We start from the raw sequence: 16,744 nt of genomic DNA on the forward strand, positions 1-16,744 counted from the left end.
CGCAGGCCGTGGCGGCGGGACAGGGGATGAAAAAAGGGGCGGGCGGTTCAGCCCTGCGGGGCGGGGGCCGTGTGCTTCATGGCAGCGAGCAGGGCAGTATTGCCCTGCCGGGTGGCGAACAGGCGCGCGCTGATGCCCTCGCCATCGCGCAGGTCGGGGTTGGCGCCGTGTTCAAGCAGGAAGGTGACCATGGGGTCGCGGTTGAACATCACCGCGAAGATCAGCGGCGTGCGCCCCACGAAGTTGGGCACGTCAATGCCCGCGCCATGTGCCACAAGCACGCGCGCGCACGGCAGGTCGCCCTTGAAGGCCACGCCCGCGAGTGCCGTTGCCCCCTTGGCATCCTGCAGGTCGGGGCTGGCGCCGCCCTCGAGCAGGGCGCGCACGGTGGGTTCATGGCCGTTATAGGCGGCCAGGATCAGCGCGGTGTAGCCCTTGTCGTTGCGGGTATCGGGGTTGATGCCCGCCTTGAGGAATTCGGTAACGAGATCCGTCTGCCCATCCCGTGCCGCGGAGAGGAACAGGGTGTCGATTTCCGCGTTGCTGAAGGATTCGGGTGCGTCGGCGGCGGGGTCGCCGTTGGCGATTGTCTTGCTCATGTGCCTGCCTGGCTGGTCGGATTGCGCGAAACGGGGGCCGGGGCCGGTCCCGTCATGAACGGGCGATCATAGGACGCTTTGGCTGAAAAGAACATCGGGCAATCATGCATCACCGGGCTGATCCCACGCAATGTCGCGGCACGCGCCATGGGCCATGATGCCCATCGTATCGGGCGGCATGCCCGCGTCGCGCACGGCTTTGGCAAGGCGCGTGACCGGCTCGTCCATGGGTTCATCCGTCAGGCGGAAGGTGCCGAAATGCATGCCAATCCCGTGTCGCGCCCCAAGCTGGCGCAGGCCGGACAGGGCCTCCTCCGGCGTGGTGTGCACGCGTTCCATCAGGGCGCGGGGCTCGTATGCGCCAATGGGCAGGAGCGCAATATCGGGCGCGCCAAGGCGCTGGCGGATCAGGCGCCAGTGGCGGCCATCGGCGGTGTCGCCTGCAAAGAAAAGCTGGTGGCCCGCCTCGTCTTGCAACATGAAGCCGCCCCACAGGCTGGTATTGTGGTCAAAGGGCGTGCGGGCCGCGCCGTGGCGGGCAGGCGTGCAGGTGATGTGGATGCCGCCGGTGGCCACCGCCTGCCACCAGTCCAGTTCCATGATGCGTCTGAGCCCGGTCCTGCGCATGAAGCGGGCATTGGCGAGCGGGGTAACCACCAGCGGGTTGTCGCCGCGCCGGGCGATGGCGCGCAGGCTGGGCAGGTCCATGTGGTCGTAATGCGCGTGCGAGACCAGCACGATATCAATGCGCGGCAGGTCAGCCAGCCTGCGGCCGGGCGCGCGCACCCGCTTTGGCCCGATAAAGGGTAGCGGGGAGCAGCGTTGCGAAAAGATCGGGTCGGTCAGGATGGTGAGCGCCGTGCCATCGGGGCGCGGCAGGCGGATGAGAAAGGTGCTGTGGCCAATAAAGGTCAGTTGCACCGTGTCGGGCGCGGGCAGGGCCTGCGGGTCGCCGGTGGGGGTGGGGTTTTCAATCCAGGCCGGCCAGTCCGATTTCGGGCGGTTCCACTGCCATTTCAGGATGGCGAGGCGCCGCAGGCGCGCGGGCTGCGTGCCTTCGGGGCAGATGGCGGGCGGGTTGAAAAAACGCGTGCCATCCGTGTGGTCGCTGGCGGGTGGCTGGGGCATGCGTGGGTCTCCATCTGCCGGCGTATCCTGGGGCAACAGGTGAACGGGCGGGTGGCCCCGTGTCAAATTCGTGGCCCGCGGGCACGGTCGGGCGGAACTGGTGGCGGGCGCATGCGCTGGCACCTATGGCGTGTATTGGATAACGGCTTGATGAGATGGCTTGTTCCGTCCCGAAGGTCGTGAGAAGGTACGTGCCGTGAAAAGCCTTTATCCCCGCGCCCTCCCGCTGCCCGCGCATGCGGGCCGGGCGGGCACGGGCGCGTGGAAAGAATAACAAGAAAGGGTTGTCGGCTTCCGGCACGCGGCCCGGTTTGGTCGGAGCAACAACCATGGCTGTAAGGAGGCCGGTCCCTCATGCGTTCCTTGTACACATCCCCCCTCATGGCTCCTGAAGGAGGTGGCGGCATGCCCACCAATATCGATACGCTGTGCATCAACACGATTCGCACGCTATCCATGGACGCGGTGCAGAAAGCGAATTCCGGCCATCCCGGCACGCCCATGGCGCTCGCACCCGTAGGCTACGCGCTGTGGCGCGACGTGCTGAACTATGACCCGGCCGAACCGCTATGGCCCAACCGCGACCGCTTCGTGCTGTCGGTCGGCCATGCGTCGATGCTGCTCTATTCGCTCATCTACCTTGCCGGCATCCGCGACGTGCGCCCCGGCGGGGTCACGCATGACCGCCCGGCGCTCACGCTTGAGGACCTCGAGCAGTTCCGCCAGCTTGATTCGCTCACCCCCGGCCACCCGGAATATCACCATACCGCAGGCGTCGAGACCACGACCGGCCCGCTTGGCCAGGGCTGCGGCAATTCCGTCGGCATGGCGATGGCGGAAAAATGGCTGGCCGAGCACTATAACCGCCCCGGCTTCAAGCTGTTCGACCACCACGTCTATACGCTGTGCGGCGATGGCGACAACATGGAAGGCGTTGCCAGCGAGGCCGCTTCCATCGCAGGGCACCTCAGGCTGGGCAACCTGACATGGATCTATGACAGCAATCATATTTCCATCGAGGGCTCGACCAACATCGCCTTTACCGAGAGCGTGCACAAGCGCTTCGAGGCCTATGGCTGGCACGTGCTTGAACTCAAGGACGCCAACGACACCGGCGACCTGCGCCGCCTGCTGGCCGAGGCAAAGGCCGAGACTTCACGCCCCACGCTGATCATCGTGCATTCCATCATTGGCTGGGGCGCGCCGCACCTTGCCGGCACGGCGGAAGCCCACGGCTCGCCGCTTGGCGTTGAGGAAATCCGCGAGACCAAGAAATTCTATGGCTGGCCGGAAGACAAGAGCTTCTATGTGCCCGATGGCGTGACCGAGCATTTCCGCGCGGGCATCGCCACGCGGGGGGCTGCGGCAAGCAAGGCATGGAACGAACTGTTTGCGGCCTACCGCGCCAAATACCCCGACGAGGCAAAGCAGCTTGACCACATCTTCGCGGGCACCCTGCCCGAAGGGTGGGACAAGGACATCCCGGTCTTTGATGCCGATGCCAAGGGCGTTGCCTCGCGCGCAAGCTCGGGCAAGGTGCTCAACACCATTGCCAAAAACTATCCGTGGATGATCGGCGGCTCGGCCGACCTGTCGCCATCCACCAAGACGCACCTCACCTTCGAGGGCGCAGGTGACTTCCAGCCGCCGCAATGGGGCGGCACCTATAGCGGGCGCAACCTGCATTTTGGCGTGCGCGAGCATGCCATGGGTTCCATCAGCAACGGTCTCGCGCTGTATGGCATCCGGGCCTACTGCTCGGGCTTCCTGCTTTTCTCCGATTACATGAAGCCGCCCATCCGCCTGTCTTCGCTGATGAAGCTGCCGGTGACCTATATCTTCACCCATGACTCGATCGGCGTGGGCGAGGACGGGCCAACCCACCAGCCCATCGAGCAGCTTGCCCAGCTTCGCGCCACGCCCGGCGTGACCGTGCTGCGCCCCGCTGACGCCAACGAGGTGGCCGAAGCGTGGCGCACGCTGGTGCAGATGACCGACCGCCCCAGCGTGCTGGCTTTAAGCCGCCAGAACCTGCCCACCATCTGCCGCAAGACCTATGCGCCTGCATCAGGGCTGGCCAAAGGGGCCTATGTCCTTGCAGATGCGCAGGGTCGTCCCGATGTGATCCTTATGGCGACAGGCAGCGAAGTGGGACTGATCATCAAGGCGGCAGAAAAGCTGAAGGCGGAGGGCATCAAGGTGCGCCTCGTCTCCATGCCGTCATGGGATCTGTTCGAGGCCCAGCCCAGGACCTACCGCGACAGCGTGCTGCCGCCCGACATCACGGCGCGCGTGGCGGTCGAGCAGGCGGCACAGCTTGGCTGGGACCGTTATACCGGCCTTGCGGGCGAGACGATTGTCATGCACGGTTTTGGCGCTTCAGCCCCGGCGGGCGAACTGGAAGTGAAATTTGGTTTCACGGTGGATGCCGTGGTGGCCGCGGCCCGCAGGCAGGCCGGAAAATAAAAGAACACGCAGGCAGGCAGGACATTCAGTCCTGCCTGTCGTGTTTTTGAGCAAAGTAGTATTGGCAGTGCGGGTTTGCCGTATTGCTGAAAAATAAAGGAAGCACAGTCAATGAGTGCGCGTGAATCTGGTGATGCAAACCCATTAAAGGAACTGGCGCGTCTGGGTCAGTCCCCCTGGCTGGACTTCATCCAGCGCTCCTATACCGAAAATGGCAGCCTGAAGAAGCTGGTCGAGGAAGATGGCCTCAAGGGTGTGACCTCCAACCCCGCCATCTTCCAGAAGGCAATGGGCCAGGGCACCGATTACGATGCCCAGATCCGCTCCGTGCTCGAACATCATGTGGTTGACGCGGGCGCATTGTACGAACTGCTCGCCATTGATGACATCCGGGCCGCGGCCAAGGTGCTCTACCCGGTCTATGAACAGACGAAAGGGCTGGACGGTTATGTCAGCCTTGAGGTCTCGCCCTATCTGGCGCGTGACACCAAGGGCACGTTGCACGAGGCGCTGCGCCTGTGGAAAGCGGTCGATGCCCGCAACCTCATGATCAAGATTCCCGGCACGGAGGAAGGCGTTCCCGCCATCCGCGCCGCCATCGCCGAAGGGCTGAGCATCAACGTCACGCTGCTCTTCTCCATCGATGCGTATAAAAAGGTGCTCGAAGCCTACATCACCGGGCTAGAAGACCGCCTGGGCCGTGGCGAGAGCGTGAAGGGCATCGCCTCGGTCGCGTCCTTCTTCGTCAGCCGCATCGACGTCAAGATCGACAAGGAAATCGATGCCCGCGTGGCCGCAGGCGACAAGCATTCGGCTGAACTCAAGGCCCTGCGCGGCAAGGTCGCCATCGCCAACGCCAAGGCGGCGTATGAATACTGGCGCGAAGTCACCGCAAGCCAGCGCTGGAAAAAGCTGGCCGAGGCGGGTGCCAACCCGCAGCGCCTGCTGTGGGCCAGCACCGGCACCAAGGACAAGACCTATAGCGACGTGGTATATGTCGATGGCCTGATCGGCTCCGACACGGTCAACACCATTCCGCCCGCAACATTCGATGCCTTCCGTGACCACGGCAAGGTGGCTGATACGCTGACGCAGGACGTGGCGGGCGCGCTGCGGGTGCTCGATGAGGCAAAGAGCCTTGGCCTCGACCTTGATGGCGTGACGCGCAAGCTGGTTGATGAAGGCGTTGCCTCCTTTGCCGATGCGTTTGACGACCTGCTCGGCTCGGTTGCAGCCAAGCAGGCGGCGTTTTTGGGCAAGAAAGTCACCTCCACCGCGCTGAAGCTGCCTGCCGACCTGCAAAAGGCGGTCGATGCGGAGCTGGAAGCCTGGCGCAAGGATGGCACCGTGCGCCGCGTGTGGGACAAGGACGCCACCGTCTGGACCGGCAAGGACGAGGCAAGCTGGCTGAAATGGCTCGACATCACCGATGACCAGGTGGCGGCCCTTTCCAAGTTCGAGGATTTCCAGGCCGAGTTGAAGGCGCGCGGCTTCCGCGATGCGCTTTTGCTGGGCATGGGCGGCTCCAGCCTCGGGCCGGAAGTGCTGGCAAACACCTTTGGCAAGCGTGAGGGCTTTCCGCACCTTTACGTGCTCGACAGCACGGACCCGCAGCAGGTGCGCGATTTCGAGAAAAAGATCGATATCAGCAAGACGCTGTTCATTGTCTCGTCCAAGTCCGGCGGCACGCTCGAGCCCAACATCCTGAAGGCCTATTTCTTCGATCAGGCCAAAAAGGTGCTCGGCGACAAGGTCGGCTCGCACTTCATCACCGTAACCGATCCCGGCTCGCACATGGAAGACGTGGCGAAGAAGGACGGCTTCTGGAAAATCTTCTACGGCGAGAAGCAGATCGGTGGTCGCTACTCCGTGCTGTCCGATTTCGGCATGGTGCCCGCCGCCGTGGCGGGCCTGCCGCTCAAGCTGCTGCTCGAATCCGCCCAGCGCGGCGAGAAGTCATGTGCCGCCTCCGTGCCGCCCGCGCAGAACCCCGGCGTGGTGCTCGGCGCCGTGCTTGGCGTGGCCGCGCGTGATTTTGGCCGCGACAAGGTGACCATCATCGCATCGCCCGGCATTTACGACATGGGTGCGTGGCTTGAGCAGCTCATTGCGGAATCGACCGGCAAGGACGGGCGTGGCCTGATCCCCATCGATGACGAGACGATCGGCAAGCCGGGCGTATATGGCAAGGACCGCGTGTTCACCTATCTGCGCCTGGCTGAAGACCCGTGCCCGAAGCAGGATGCCGCTTTCGCCGCCCTCGTCGCGGCAGGCGAGCCGGTGGTGACCATCGAGTTGCATGAGCGCCGCCAGGTGCTTGAGGAGTTCTTCCGCTGGGAGTTCGCGACCGCGGTGGCCGGTGCGGTGATCGGGATCAACCCGTTCAACCAGCCCGATGTCGAGGAATCGAAGATCGAGACCAAGAAGATCACCACCGCCTATAACGAGACCGGCAAGCTCCCGCCGTACGAGCCGTTCGCCAAGGATGGCCCGTTTACCTTCTATGCCGACCCCAAGAACGCGCAGGCGCTTGGCGGGGCCAAGACGGCGGAGACCATCCTCAAGGCGCATTTCGCTCGTGCGAAGGCCGGTGATTACGTGGCCCTGCTGGCCTATATCGACCGTGACACCTTCACGCGTGAATGGATCCAGAAGGCGCGGCTCGGCCTGCGTGACGGCCTGAAGCTGGCAACGGCGGCCGAATTCGGCCCCCGCTTCCAGCATTCCACGGGGCAGGCCTACAAGGGCGGGCCTGACACGGGCGTGTTCGTGCAGATCACCTGCGATGATGAGGTGAACCTGCCAGTGCCGGGCGAGAAATATACCTTCAGCATCGTGAAGGAAGCCCAGGCGCGGGGCGACATGGAGGTGCTGGCCGAACGTGGCCGCCGCGTGCTGCGGGTGCACATTCATGGCGACCTGAAAGCCGGACTTGAAAAACTCGGGCTTGATATCGCCCACGCGGTCTGAACCGCACATTGACCCGCCCCTTTAACCACAGGGGCGGGTTTTTTGATGGGGGTCATTGGGAAATGGCCCCCAAGGCGATAGGACTACGGACCTATCCCGCTTCCAGGAGTGTTAGATCATGCAAATCGGTATTGTTGGCCTTGGCAAGATGGGCGGCAACATTTCCATCCGCCTGACCCGCCACGGCCATGATGTGGTGGCCTTCGACCGTGACCCCGCCGTTACCGCCAAGGTGTGCGCGCAGGCCGAAGGGGGCCGCGCCACCGCCGCCACCGGGCTTGCGGACATGGTGGGCAAGCTCACGGGCCGCAAGATCATCTGGCTCATGCTGCCCGCGGGTGAAGTGACCGAGCAGGCGGTGCAGGAACTCGGCGGCCTGATGGGCAAGGGCGACATCGTGATCGATGGCGGCAATTCCTTCTACAAGGATGACATCCGCCGCGCGGCCGAACTGGTCACGAAGGGCATTGACTATGTCGATGTCGGCACCTCGGGCGGCGTGTGGGGGCTGGAGCGCGGCTACTGCATGATGTACGGCGGCACCAAGGACGCCACCGATCATATCGACCCCATCCTGTCGGCACTCGCACCGGGCATTGGCGATATCCCCCGCACGCCGAACCGCGACAAATCCGGTTTCGACCCGCGTGCCGAGCAGGGCTACCTGCATTGCGGCCCGGCGGGTTCGGGCCACTTCGTGAAGATGGTCCATAACGGGATCGAATACGGCATCATGCAGGCCTTCGCCGAAGGGTTTGACGTGATGCGGTCCAAGAACAGCGATGCCCTGCCCGAGAACCAGCGTTTCGACCTGAACATGGCCGATATTGCCGAGGTATGGCGGCGCGGCAGCGTGGTCTCGTCGTGGCTGCTCGACCTTTCGGCAAGCGCGCTGGCGGGCAACCCGGACCTGTCGAACTACAAGGGCGACGTGGCCGATTCCGGCGAGGGGCGCTGGACCATCGAGGCCGCGATCGAGGAGGCGGTGCCCGTGCCCGTCATCACCGCCTCGCTGTTCACGCGCTTCCGCTCGCGCACCGGCAACAACTTTGCCGAGAAGATGCTGTCTGCCATGCGTTTTGGTTTTGGCGGTCACATTGAAGGTACGAATAACTGACCCGACGCCGGGCCGGTAACTGACAGCCTGCCCGGATGCTAGGCATCTGGGCAGGCTCTGGCTGTTCCCCATGAAATGACAGCGCTTAATGACTGCAACCGGAACAGCCGGGGGAGGATTATAGCGAATACAGTTCAGGGACAGCAGCACAATGGAAAACATTATTGCCTCGGCAGTCTCGCAGGTGGGCGACACGCACCATGAAGCCGCCCCCCGGCGCAGCCCGCCGGGTTCGTTCGTCATCTTTGGCGGCGGCGGCGACCTGACCCGCCGCCTTCTGCTGCCTGCCATATACAACCTGGCCTGCGCCGGGCTGCTTGATGATGGCTTTGGCATCGTGGCGGTTGACCGCGCGGACCTGACCGATGAACAGTTGCGCGACAACGTGCGCGCGGCCCTTGAGGATTTTACCGCCCGCCGGGGGGCCGAGGCCGTCAGCCTGCGCGAGGATGTCTGGGCATGGATGCTGCCGCGCATCCGCTACGTGCAGGGCGACTTTGAATCCGTGCAGACCTATCAGGCCGTAGCCGATGTCACGGCAGGGCAGAACTGCATCTTCTATCTTGCCGTGGCGGCCCGCTTCTTCGGCCCGATCGTGGACCGGCTGGGCGAGGCAGGGCTGGTGCGTGAAGGGCCGGATGCCTTTCGCCGCGTGATCGTGGAAAAACCCTTCGGCCATGACCTGCAATCGGCCATCGCACTCAATACAAGGCTGCTCAACACGCTTGAGGAGCAGCAGATCTACCGCATCGACCACTACCTGGGTAAGGAGACGGTGCAGAACATCCTCGCCCTGCGCTTTTCCAACGGGTTTTTCGAGCCGCTGTGGAACCGCCAGAACATCGACCACGTCCAGATCACCGCCGCCGAGACCGTGGGCGTGGAACAGCGGGCCAAATTCTATGAAGGCACCGGCGCATTGCGCGACATGGTGCCCAACCACGTCATGCAGCTCCTGGCCATGACGGCGATGGAAGCCCCGATCTCGTTCGATGCCGATGCCGTGCGCAACGAAAAGACCAAGGTGCTCGACGCCATCCATCCCCTTGTTCCCGCCGATGTGGTGCGCGGGCAGTACGCGCCGGGCACGGTGGGGGCGAAGGCCGTGCCGGGTTACCGGCAGGAGCCGGGCGTTGACCCCCATTCCCTGACCGAGACGTATGTGGCCATGAAATTCGGCATCGATAACTGGCGCTGGGCCGGGGTGCCGTTTTACGTGCGCACCGGCAAGCGGCTGGCCGCGCGCAAGACCGAGATCGCCATCCACTTCAAATCCGCCCCCTATGCTCTGTTCCGTGACACGCCGGTGGACAAGCTGGCCCCCAACATCATGGTCATCCACATCCAGCCGACCGAGGGGGTGACCATGCAGTTCTCGGCCAAGATTCCCGGCCCCTCGGTCAGGCTGGGCGGCGTGCGCATGAAGTTCGATTACGCCGAATGGTTCAGCGAAGGGCCGAGCACGGGGTATGAGACCCTGATCTATGACTGCATGATCGGCGATGCCACGCTGTTCCAGCGCGCCGACAATATCGAGGCAGGCTGGCGCGCCGTGCAGCCGGTGCTGGACTGGGGGCAGGATGCCCGCAGCCTCGCCTTTTACGCCGCCGACAGCGAAGGGCCGGAAGCCGCCGATGCCCTGCTGGCCCGCGACCACCGCCACTGGCTTAAGATTGGATGATGCCCATGACCGCACCCGTCTCCCGCCCGCATGCCGTCAGGCTTGTGGTGTCCGATATCGATGGCACCCTTATTACGCCCGAGCGCGAACTCACCCCCGCTGCCCACAAGGCGGCGGCTGACCTGCGGGCGGCAGGCATAAAACTCAGCCTGATCAGCAGCCGCGCCCCACGCGGCATGATGCAGTTCGTGCGCGCGCTTGATATCCATGAGCCGATCGCGGGGCTGAATGGCGGGCTGATCTGTGATCCTGACGGCACCATCCGTGAGCGCCTGTCGCTTGCGCCTGCGGTTGCGAAACAGGCGGTTGAATTCCTCATCAGCCACGGGGTCGAGCCGTGGCTGTTCATTGGCCATGACTGGCTGGTGCGCCGTGATGACACGCCGCAGGTCGCCCATGAGCGCGAGGTGGTGCAGACCACGCCCGTGCGGGTGGATGACTTCGCGGGCCATTATGAAAACGTGGGCAAGATCATGGGCGTGGCCAGTGACCCGGCGGCCCTGCCGGGCGTGGAACGCGACCTTGCAAACTTGCTTGGGGGCAAGGCGAGCGTACACCAGTCATCACCCATTTACCTTGATATTACGCACCCGCAGGCGAACAAGGGCTATGCGGCAAAAGAACTGGCCAAATTGCTGGATATTGATATCCGGGATACGGCATGCATCGGGGATATGAACAACGACATTCCCATGCTGAAGGAAGCGGGGGTCAGCATCGCGATGGGCAACGCGCTTGATAACGTCAAGGCCCATGCCCGTTTCGTGACCCGGCCCAACACCAATGATGGCTGGGCCTACGCGATCGAAAACTTTGTCCTGCCCCGCCCCTGAGGCGCGCGGCACAGAAGGGAGAGGCAACATGCCCCACGACGCAGCCGCAACGCCAGCAGGCCAGATCAGGCTGGTACTGGCCGATGTGGATGGCACACTGGTCACGAAGGACAAGATCCTGACCCCACGCGCCATCCGCGCGGTCGAGCGCCTGCGCGAGCGGGGCATCCTTTTCACCATCACCAGTGGCCGCCCGCCCAAGGGCATGAAGATGGTGATCGACCCGCTGAAAATTTCCGAGCCGATTGCAGGCTTCAATGGCGGCATGATGGTCAAGCCCGATTTTACCGTGATCGAGGCCCGCACCCTGCCAACTGACACCGCGCGCAAGGTGATCGGCATCATCCGCGACCACAGGGCCGACCCATGGGTGTATAACGGCAATGACTGGATCGTCTCGAAACTCGATGCGCCGCATGTGGCGCGCGAGCAGTGGACGGTCAAGTTTCCGCCCGTGGTGGGCGATGTGGACGCGAAGCTGGACCAGGTGGTCAAGATCACCGGGGTGAGCGATGACCTTGAACTGATGAAGCGCCTTGAGCACGACCTGCAGCAGGCGCTGGGCGATACGGCATCCGCCGCGCTGTCACAGCCGTACTATGTGGATGTGACCAATAAAGACGCGAACAAGGGCGGCGTGGTGATGACGCTCGAGCGCCTGCTGGGCATTCCCGCCAGCCAGATGGTGACGCTGGGCGACCAGCCCAATGATGTGCTGATGTTCCGCAAGAGCGGCATGTCCATCGCCATGGGCCAGGCCAGCCCGGAGGTGCAGAAGCAGGCGACCCATGTTTCCACCTCGTGCGAGGAGGAAGGATTCGCCAATGGAATCGAGAAATTCGTGCTGGGGGATGCGTGAGATGACCGGTGGACATGATGTGAAAACGGGCGCGATGGTTGTCCTGCCCGATGCCGAGGCCATTGCCCAGCACATGGCGAAATGGCTGACGGAACAGGCGCTGGCGAAAAAGGGGAGGCCGTTCGTAATCGCCCTTTCGGGCGGGTCCACGCCAAAGCGGCTGTACCAGATCCTGGCCTCCGCTGAATATCGCGACCGCTTTCCGTGGGCGAACACGCAGTTCTTCTTTGGCGATGAGCGTTTCGTGCCCGAGAGCGATGCGGCCAGCAATTACAACATGGTCGAGACCGAGATGCTGGCGCACGTAAAGGTGCCGCCCGCCAACGTGCACCCCATGCTCACATCGGGCGACCCGGCGCAGGCGGCGGCAAAGTATCAGGCGGAACTCGAAGCGGTTTATGGTGGCAAGACGCTGGAACCCGGCCGCCCGCTCTTCGATGTGGTGATGCTGGGGCTGGGTGATAACGGGCATACCGCATCTCTCTTTCCGCGCCAGCCGGTGCTGGAGGAGAAAAAGCTCTGGGTCTCGACCTGCGTGCCCGATGATGCGCCGCATACGCGCCTCACGCTGACCTATCCCGCCATCCATTCCAGCCGCCATGTGGTGTTCATGCTGGCGGGTGCAGGCAAGCGTGAAGCTTTCGCCAGGGTGCGCGCGGGCGACCCGGCGGAGCCTGCCAGCCATATCACCAGCGAGGGTGAACTCATCTGGCTTATGGACAAGGCGGCGGCGGGGCAATAAGTGCGTGGCGTATCGTATCGGCGTGATACGATACAGGGCCAAATAAAAACGACGGGGCACCCATGGCCGGGATGCCCCGCAGGAAGAGGAAGCAGCGCATGTCCACCCAGAACGCGGACCCACGGGCAGAACTGAAGCGGCAGGCCGCGATCGAAGCCGCCGACATGGTCAAGGACGGCATGGTGGTCGGCCTTGGCTCGGGCAGCACGTCGGCCTTCATGATCGAGGAGCTTGGCCGCCGCTGGGCGGATGGCCTGCGCTTTAGTGCCATTCCCACATCCGAGCGCTCGGCCGAGCAGGCGCGCTCGCACGGCATCAGGCTGGTCACCTTCGCCACCCATCCGCAGATCGATATCGACATCGATGGCGCCGATGAGGTCGAGCGGGGCTCGCTCAACCTGATCAAGGGGCTGGGCGGCGCGCTGTTCCGCGAGAAGATCGTGGCCGCCGCCGCGCGTAAATTCGTGGTGGTGGTGGACGACAGCAAGCTCGTCGACCGCCTTGGCGCGCGCGTGCCCGTGCCGGTGGAAGTCGCCAATTTCGGCTGGACCAGCACCGCCCGCCAGCTTGAAGCGCTTGGTGCCAAGATTACCCAGCGGCTGGACCGGGGCGGCAATGTGTTCGTGACCGATGGCGGTAACATGATCCTTGACTGCCACTTTGGCCCGATTGCCGATTCTGCCTCCCTGCAGCGCCAGCTTGAGCAGATCGTGGGCGTGATCGAGACCGGGCTGTTCATTGGCCGCACGTCGGAGGTGATCGTGGCCACCGCCGATGGCCTGCAGCGGCTGGGCGTGGCATGACCGGCCGCGCCTTGCAGGACCAGGGCATCAGGCCGCTGGTCTTGGTCATCATGGGGGTTTCGGGCTGTGGCAAGACCACGCTGGCCGAAGGGCTGCACAACGTGCTGGGCTGGCCCTATCAGGAAGGCGACCTGCTGCACCCGGCCGCCAATGTGGAAAAAATGGCCGCGGGCATTCCCCTGACCGATGCCGACCGCCTGCCCTGGCTTGAGCAATGCCATAAATGGCTGCTGGGGCGCGTGGCGTCGGGGCAGGGGGGCATCCTGACCTGCTCGGCGCTCAAGCGCTCCTACCGTGATCTGCTGCGCGCGGACGGGGCGGCGGATATCGTGTTCATCTACCTCGAAATTCCCGAGGACACGCTCTACGACCGCCTCAGGCGCAGGCGCGGGCATTACATGCCGCCCAGCCTGCTGCCCAGCCAGCTTGCCACACTCGAGCCGCCCACGGCGGATGAGCACCCCATCGTGGTGCATCTTGAGGAAACGCCCGCCGCCCTCATTGCCGAGACGCTGGGAATTCTGGCGCAGAAATTCCCTGAACGCAAAGGGGGCTAGATGACCGCCCGCCCTGCCGTTCTGTTCGTGTGCATGGGCAATATCTGCCGCTCGCCGCTGGCCGAGGCTGCCTTCAGGCAGGCCGCCGGCGCGGCAGGGCTGGAGGTGGTGGTCGATTCGGCGGGCACGGGCAACTGGCATGCCGGCTCGCCACCCGACCGGCGGGCCCGTGCCGTGGCGCGCCAGCATGGCATCGACATGGGCCGTTACCGTGCCCGGGTGGTCGCGCCTTCCGATTTTACCCGCTTTACCCACATCATCGCCCTCGATCACGCCAACCTTGCGCATCTGCGTGCCATGCGGCCAGAGGGGGCGCGTGCCGAACTGTCCCTGCTGCTCGATCACGTGCCCGGCAGGCAGGGGGAGGCGGTGGCCGATCCGTATTATGGCGATGCCAGCGGCTTCGAGACCACATGGCGCGATGTCAGCGCCGGGGCGCAGGCGCTGGTCAGGCGCCTGCTGGCCCGGCCATGAGCCGCCTCGCCCGCCATGCCGCCACGCTGCTGGGCTCAGGGCTGTGGAACTGGCATCCGCTTCAGGGCGGCGACATTGCCCAGACCCTGCTGGTCTACCTCAATGACGGGCGCACGGTGGTGGCCAAGAGTGGCCCTGACCCGCTGGCCGAGGCCGCCATGCTGCGCGCCATGGGCGAAACCGGTGCGCCGGTGCCCGCTGTGCTGGCCGTGGATGCGGATGCATTGGTGATGGAATACCGGCCCATGGAGGGCACGCTGGCTACCTGCTGGGGCGATCTGGGCCGCGTGCTGGCGCAGGTGCATGAAGCCCGCCCCGAAGGTGGCATGATCCGCTATGGCTGGGCGGGGGATTACGCCCTTGGCGCGGTCAGCGTATGCAATACATGGGCCGATCGCTGGCCTGAATTCTGGGCCGCGTACCGCCTGGGCGTACATCTGGCGCATGTGCCCATTGACGTGGCCCGCCGCCTTGAACAGCTCATGCGCCGCCTGCCCGACCTGCTGCCGGCAACGCCCGCGCCCGCCCTGCTGCATGGCGATCTGTGGAGTGGCAACGTGCTGGTGGCGCATCGGAGCGTGACCGGCCTGATCGACCCGTGCTGCTATTACGGGCATGTGGAGGTGGATCTGGCAACCGTGGGCGTGTTCTCGCAGCCGCCAGCGGCGTTCTACATGGCCGGGGGCCCGCTGGAGGCAGGGTATGCGGTGCGTTTTGCCATTTACCGGCTGTGGATCGCGCTAGTGCACCTGCGCCTGTTTGGCGCGACATACCGGCCCATGGTGGCGCAGTATCTGGATGATGCCGGGGCAGGTTGAGGCTAAAAAGCAAAGGCTTCCGGGTGCCGGCTTTTTTCAAGAAGGCGGCGTTCTTCTGAAGCTTTTTGAAAAAAGCTTCACCAAAAACTTTTTCTACTTAATCTCTGATAGAGACAGTTTTGATTTTGGGAGGGCACCATAAAGTGGCGCGAGTGACGGGGCTCGAACCCGCGACCTCCGGCGTGACAGGCCGGCGCTCTAACCAACTGAGCTACACCCGCATCCGCTGCAACCCCGTGGGGTGGCAACCATTCGGTGAAAGGGCAAATAACAGGCTGGCCCCGCCATGGCAACAGGGCAGGCGAAAAAAAAACGCCATGATCTTCCGATTCATGGCGTTTTTCAGGGGCGGGGCTGTAATCAGGCAGGAATTTCCACGCCTTCGAGCGCAACGGCCAGGCCGCTTACGGTTGCGGCAATGCGCACGGCGGTCTGGATCTGCTCGGTGCTCATGCCTGCCGCGCGGAGCTGCTGCTCATGGCTTTCCATGCACATGCCGCAGCCATTGATGGCCGAGACCGCCATGGACCACAGCTCGAAATCGGCCTTCTCCACGCCGGGCCGCGCAATGATGTTCATGCGCAGGCGTGCAGGCATCTTGGCATAATCGCCGCCCACAAGGTGCACGAAGCGGTAATAGACGTTGTTCATGCCCATGATGGCCGCCGCCGCCCGGGCGGCTTCCAGCGCCTCGGGGGTGAGCTTGGGGCCATACTCGGCCACGAGCGCATGGGTCAGCGCCGTGTTGCGCGTGGCAATGGCGGAGGCGACGAACGTGCCGCCAAGCTGCTGGGGCGTAAGTGTTATGTCATTGGCCAGCGAACTCAGGTTGAGCTTGAGGTCCTTGGCGTAATCGGGCAGCGCGGCCTTGATGGAGTCGATCGACATGGGGGTTCTCCATGGATGTCAGGGGATATGAGGGGGCATGGCCCCGCTTGTCCCCACGCCTGCGCGCGGCAGGGGTCGGGGCAGGCGGCGCGGGCTGCCGCGCGGGCCATGACCCGCGCGGAAACCCGGACTGGAAAGGGATCAGGCCTTGATGAAGGCGTCGCCCTTGTTCCAGTTGCACGGGCACAGCTCGTCGCTCTGCAGCCCGTCGAGGATGCGCAGCACCTCCTGCGGGTTGCGGCCAACCGACAGGTCATTGACGCTGACATGGCGGATGATGCCCTCGGGGTCGACAATGAAGGTGGCGCGCAGCGCGGCACCGGCCTGCTGGGCCATCACGCCGCAGCTTTCGATCAGCTCGCGCTTGATGTCGGCGAGCATCGGGATCTCGAGGGTCTTGAGGTCCTCGTGGTTCAGGCGCCAGTTCAGGTGCACGAAGGCGCTGTCGATCGACACGCCATACACCACGGCGTCACGGTCCTTGAACTCGCCGTTGAGCTTGCCAAACGCCACGATCTCGGTCGGGCAGACGAAGGTGAAGTCGAGCGGCCAGAAGAACACGACCTTCCACTTGCCTTCGTTGCATGCGTCCGTGATCTGCACGAACTCGCCCTTGAGCCCTTCAGGCCCGCCGGGAACGGCGGTCAGGTTGAAGGCGGGAAACTTGTCACCGACTGTCAGCATCAGGAAATCTCCTGTTTGGGTTAAAATATGGAACGGATTGGTATTGCAATCCGGCAAGTGTATCTATGGCGGGGATGCTGCTATCATGCCAGTGAATAATTCATGGATATATTGATCGGCGTCAT

15 protein-coding genes and 1 tRNA gene are annotated in these 16,744 nt (G+C 64.0%); 11 read left to right on the forward strand and 5 right to left on the reverse strand.

The window, feature by feature from the left end:
- Nucleotides 1-47: 47 nt before the first annotated feature.
- Both GXY01S_RS04555 and GXY01S_RS04560 read right to left on the reverse strand, forming a co-directional pair.
- A complete protein-coding gene (locus GXY01S_RS04555; protein ID WP_061272334.1) occupies nucleotides 48-599 on the reverse strand; it encodes an ankyrin repeat domain-containing protein in 552 nt (183 codons plus the stop codon).
- 102 nt (nucleotides 600-701) lie between these two features.
- On the reverse strand, nucleotides 702-1,727 hold the full coding sequence (locus GXY01S_RS04560) for an MBL fold metallo-hydrolase (RefSeq protein WP_061272336.1): 1,026 nt from the start codon (nucleotides 1,725-1,727) through the stop codon (nucleotides 702-704).
- A gap of 354 nt (nucleotides 1,728-2,081) precedes the next feature.
- Between GXY01S_RS04560 and tkt the strand changes: the two genes are divergently transcribed.
- The 11 genes from tkt to GXY01S_RS04615 all read left to right on the forward strand — a co-directional run bounded on the left by tkt (nucleotide 2,082) and on the right by GXY01S_RS04615 (nucleotide 15,047).
- Complete coding sequence (gene tkt / locus GXY01S_RS04565) at nucleotides 2,082-4,193, forward strand: transketolase (RefSeq protein WP_061272338.1); 2,112 nt, start codon at nucleotides 2,082-2,084, stop codon at nucleotides 4,191-4,193.
- Nucleotides 4,194-4,304: 111 nt separating this feature from the next.
- Nucleotides 4,305-7,163, forward strand: a complete 2,859-nt coding sequence (locus GXY01S_RS04570; protein ID WP_061272339.1) for a bifunctional transaldolase/phosoglucose isomerase — start codon at nucleotides 4,305-4,307, stop codon at nucleotides 7,161-7,163.
- Between the two features lie 118 nt (nucleotides 7,164-7,281).
- Nucleotides 7,282-8,280, forward strand: coding sequence for a phosphogluconate dehydrogenase (NAD(+)-dependent, decarboxylating) (gnd, locus tag GXY01S_RS04575; RefSeq protein ID WP_061272341.1), 999 nt, complete (start codon nucleotides 7,282-7,284; stop codon nucleotides 8,278-8,280).
- 151 nt (nucleotides 8,281-8,431) lie between these two features.
- Nucleotides 8,432-9,961 carry a glucose-6-phosphate dehydrogenase gene (zwf, locus tag GXY01S_RS04580; RefSeq protein ID WP_061272343.1) on the forward strand — a complete coding sequence of 510 codons (1,530 nt, stop codon included), beginning with the start codon at nucleotides 8,432-8,434 and terminating at the stop codon, nucleotides 9,959-9,961.
- Nucleotides 9,958-10,794, forward strand: coding sequence for a Cof-type HAD-IIB family hydrolase (locus tag GXY01S_RS04585; RefSeq protein WP_061272345.1), 837 nt, complete (start codon nucleotides 9,958-9,960; stop codon nucleotides 10,792-10,794). Before zwf ends, GXY01S_RS04585 begins: the two co-directional genes overlap by 4 nt.
- A gap of 28 nt (nucleotides 10,795-10,822) precedes the next feature.
- Complete coding sequence (locus tag GXY01S_RS04590) at nucleotides 10,823-11,653, forward strand: Cof-type HAD-IIB family hydrolase (RefSeq protein ID WP_061272347.1); 831 nt, start codon at nucleotides 10,823-10,825, stop codon at nucleotides 11,651-11,653.
- Nucleotides 11,646-12,395, forward strand: a complete 750-nt coding sequence (pgl, locus tag GXY01S_RS04595) for a 6-phosphogluconolactonase (protein WP_061272349.1) — start codon at nucleotides 11,646-11,648, stop codon at nucleotides 12,393-12,395. Before GXY01S_RS04590 ends, pgl begins: the two co-directional genes overlap by 8 nt.
- 98 nt (nucleotides 12,396-12,493) lie before the next feature.
- Complete coding sequence (rpiA, locus tag GXY01S_RS04600) at nucleotides 12,494-13,198, forward strand: ribose-5-phosphate isomerase RpiA (RefSeq protein WP_061272351.1); 705 nt, start codon at nucleotides 12,494-12,496, stop codon at nucleotides 13,196-13,198.
- On the forward strand, nucleotides 13,195-13,755 hold the full coding sequence (locus GXY01S_RS04605) for a gluconokinase (RefSeq protein WP_061272352.1): 561 nt from the start codon (nucleotides 13,195-13,197) through the stop codon (nucleotides 13,753-13,755). Before rpiA ends, GXY01S_RS04605 begins: the two co-directional genes overlap by 4 nt.
- Nucleotides 13,756-14,229 carry a low molecular weight protein-tyrosine-phosphatase gene (locus GXY01S_RS04610; protein WP_061272354.1) on the forward strand — a complete coding sequence of 158 codons (474 nt, stop codon included), beginning with the start codon at nucleotides 13,756-13,758 and terminating at the stop codon, nucleotides 14,227-14,229.
- A complete protein-coding gene (locus tag GXY01S_RS04615; protein ID WP_061272356.1) occupies nucleotides 14,226-15,047 on the forward strand; it encodes a fructosamine kinase family protein in 822 nt (273 codons plus the stop codon). Before GXY01S_RS04610 ends, GXY01S_RS04615 begins: the two co-directional genes overlap by 4 nt.
- 144 nt (nucleotides 15,048-15,191) lie before the next feature.
- Here the strand turns inward: GXY01S_RS04615 and GXY01S_RS04620 are convergent.
- The 3 genes from GXY01S_RS04620 to GXY01S_RS04630 all read right to left on the reverse strand — a co-directional run bounded on the left by GXY01S_RS04620 (nucleotide 15,192) and on the right by GXY01S_RS04630 (nucleotide 16,619).
- Nucleotides 15,192-15,268, reverse strand: a tRNA-Asp gene (locus GXY01S_RS04620).
- Nucleotides 15,269-15,407: 139 nt separating this feature from the next.
- Nucleotides 15,408-15,935, reverse strand: a complete 528-nt coding sequence (locus tag GXY01S_RS04625) for a carboxymuconolactone decarboxylase family protein (protein WP_061272358.1) — start codon at nucleotides 15,933-15,935, stop codon at nucleotides 15,408-15,410.
- 141 nt (nucleotides 15,936-16,076) lie between these two features.
- Nucleotides 16,077-16,619, reverse strand: coding sequence for a peroxiredoxin (locus tag GXY01S_RS04630; protein ID WP_061272360.1), 543 nt, complete (start codon nucleotides 16,617-16,619; stop codon nucleotides 16,077-16,079).
- Nucleotides 16,620-16,744: the final 125 nt, after the last annotated feature.

Source organism: Komagataeibacter xylinus NBRC 15237 (genome assembly GCF_001571345.1).
Lineage (GTDB): Bacteria > Pseudomonadota > Alphaproteobacteria > Acetobacterales > Acetobacteraceae > Komagataeibacter > Komagataeibacter xylinus.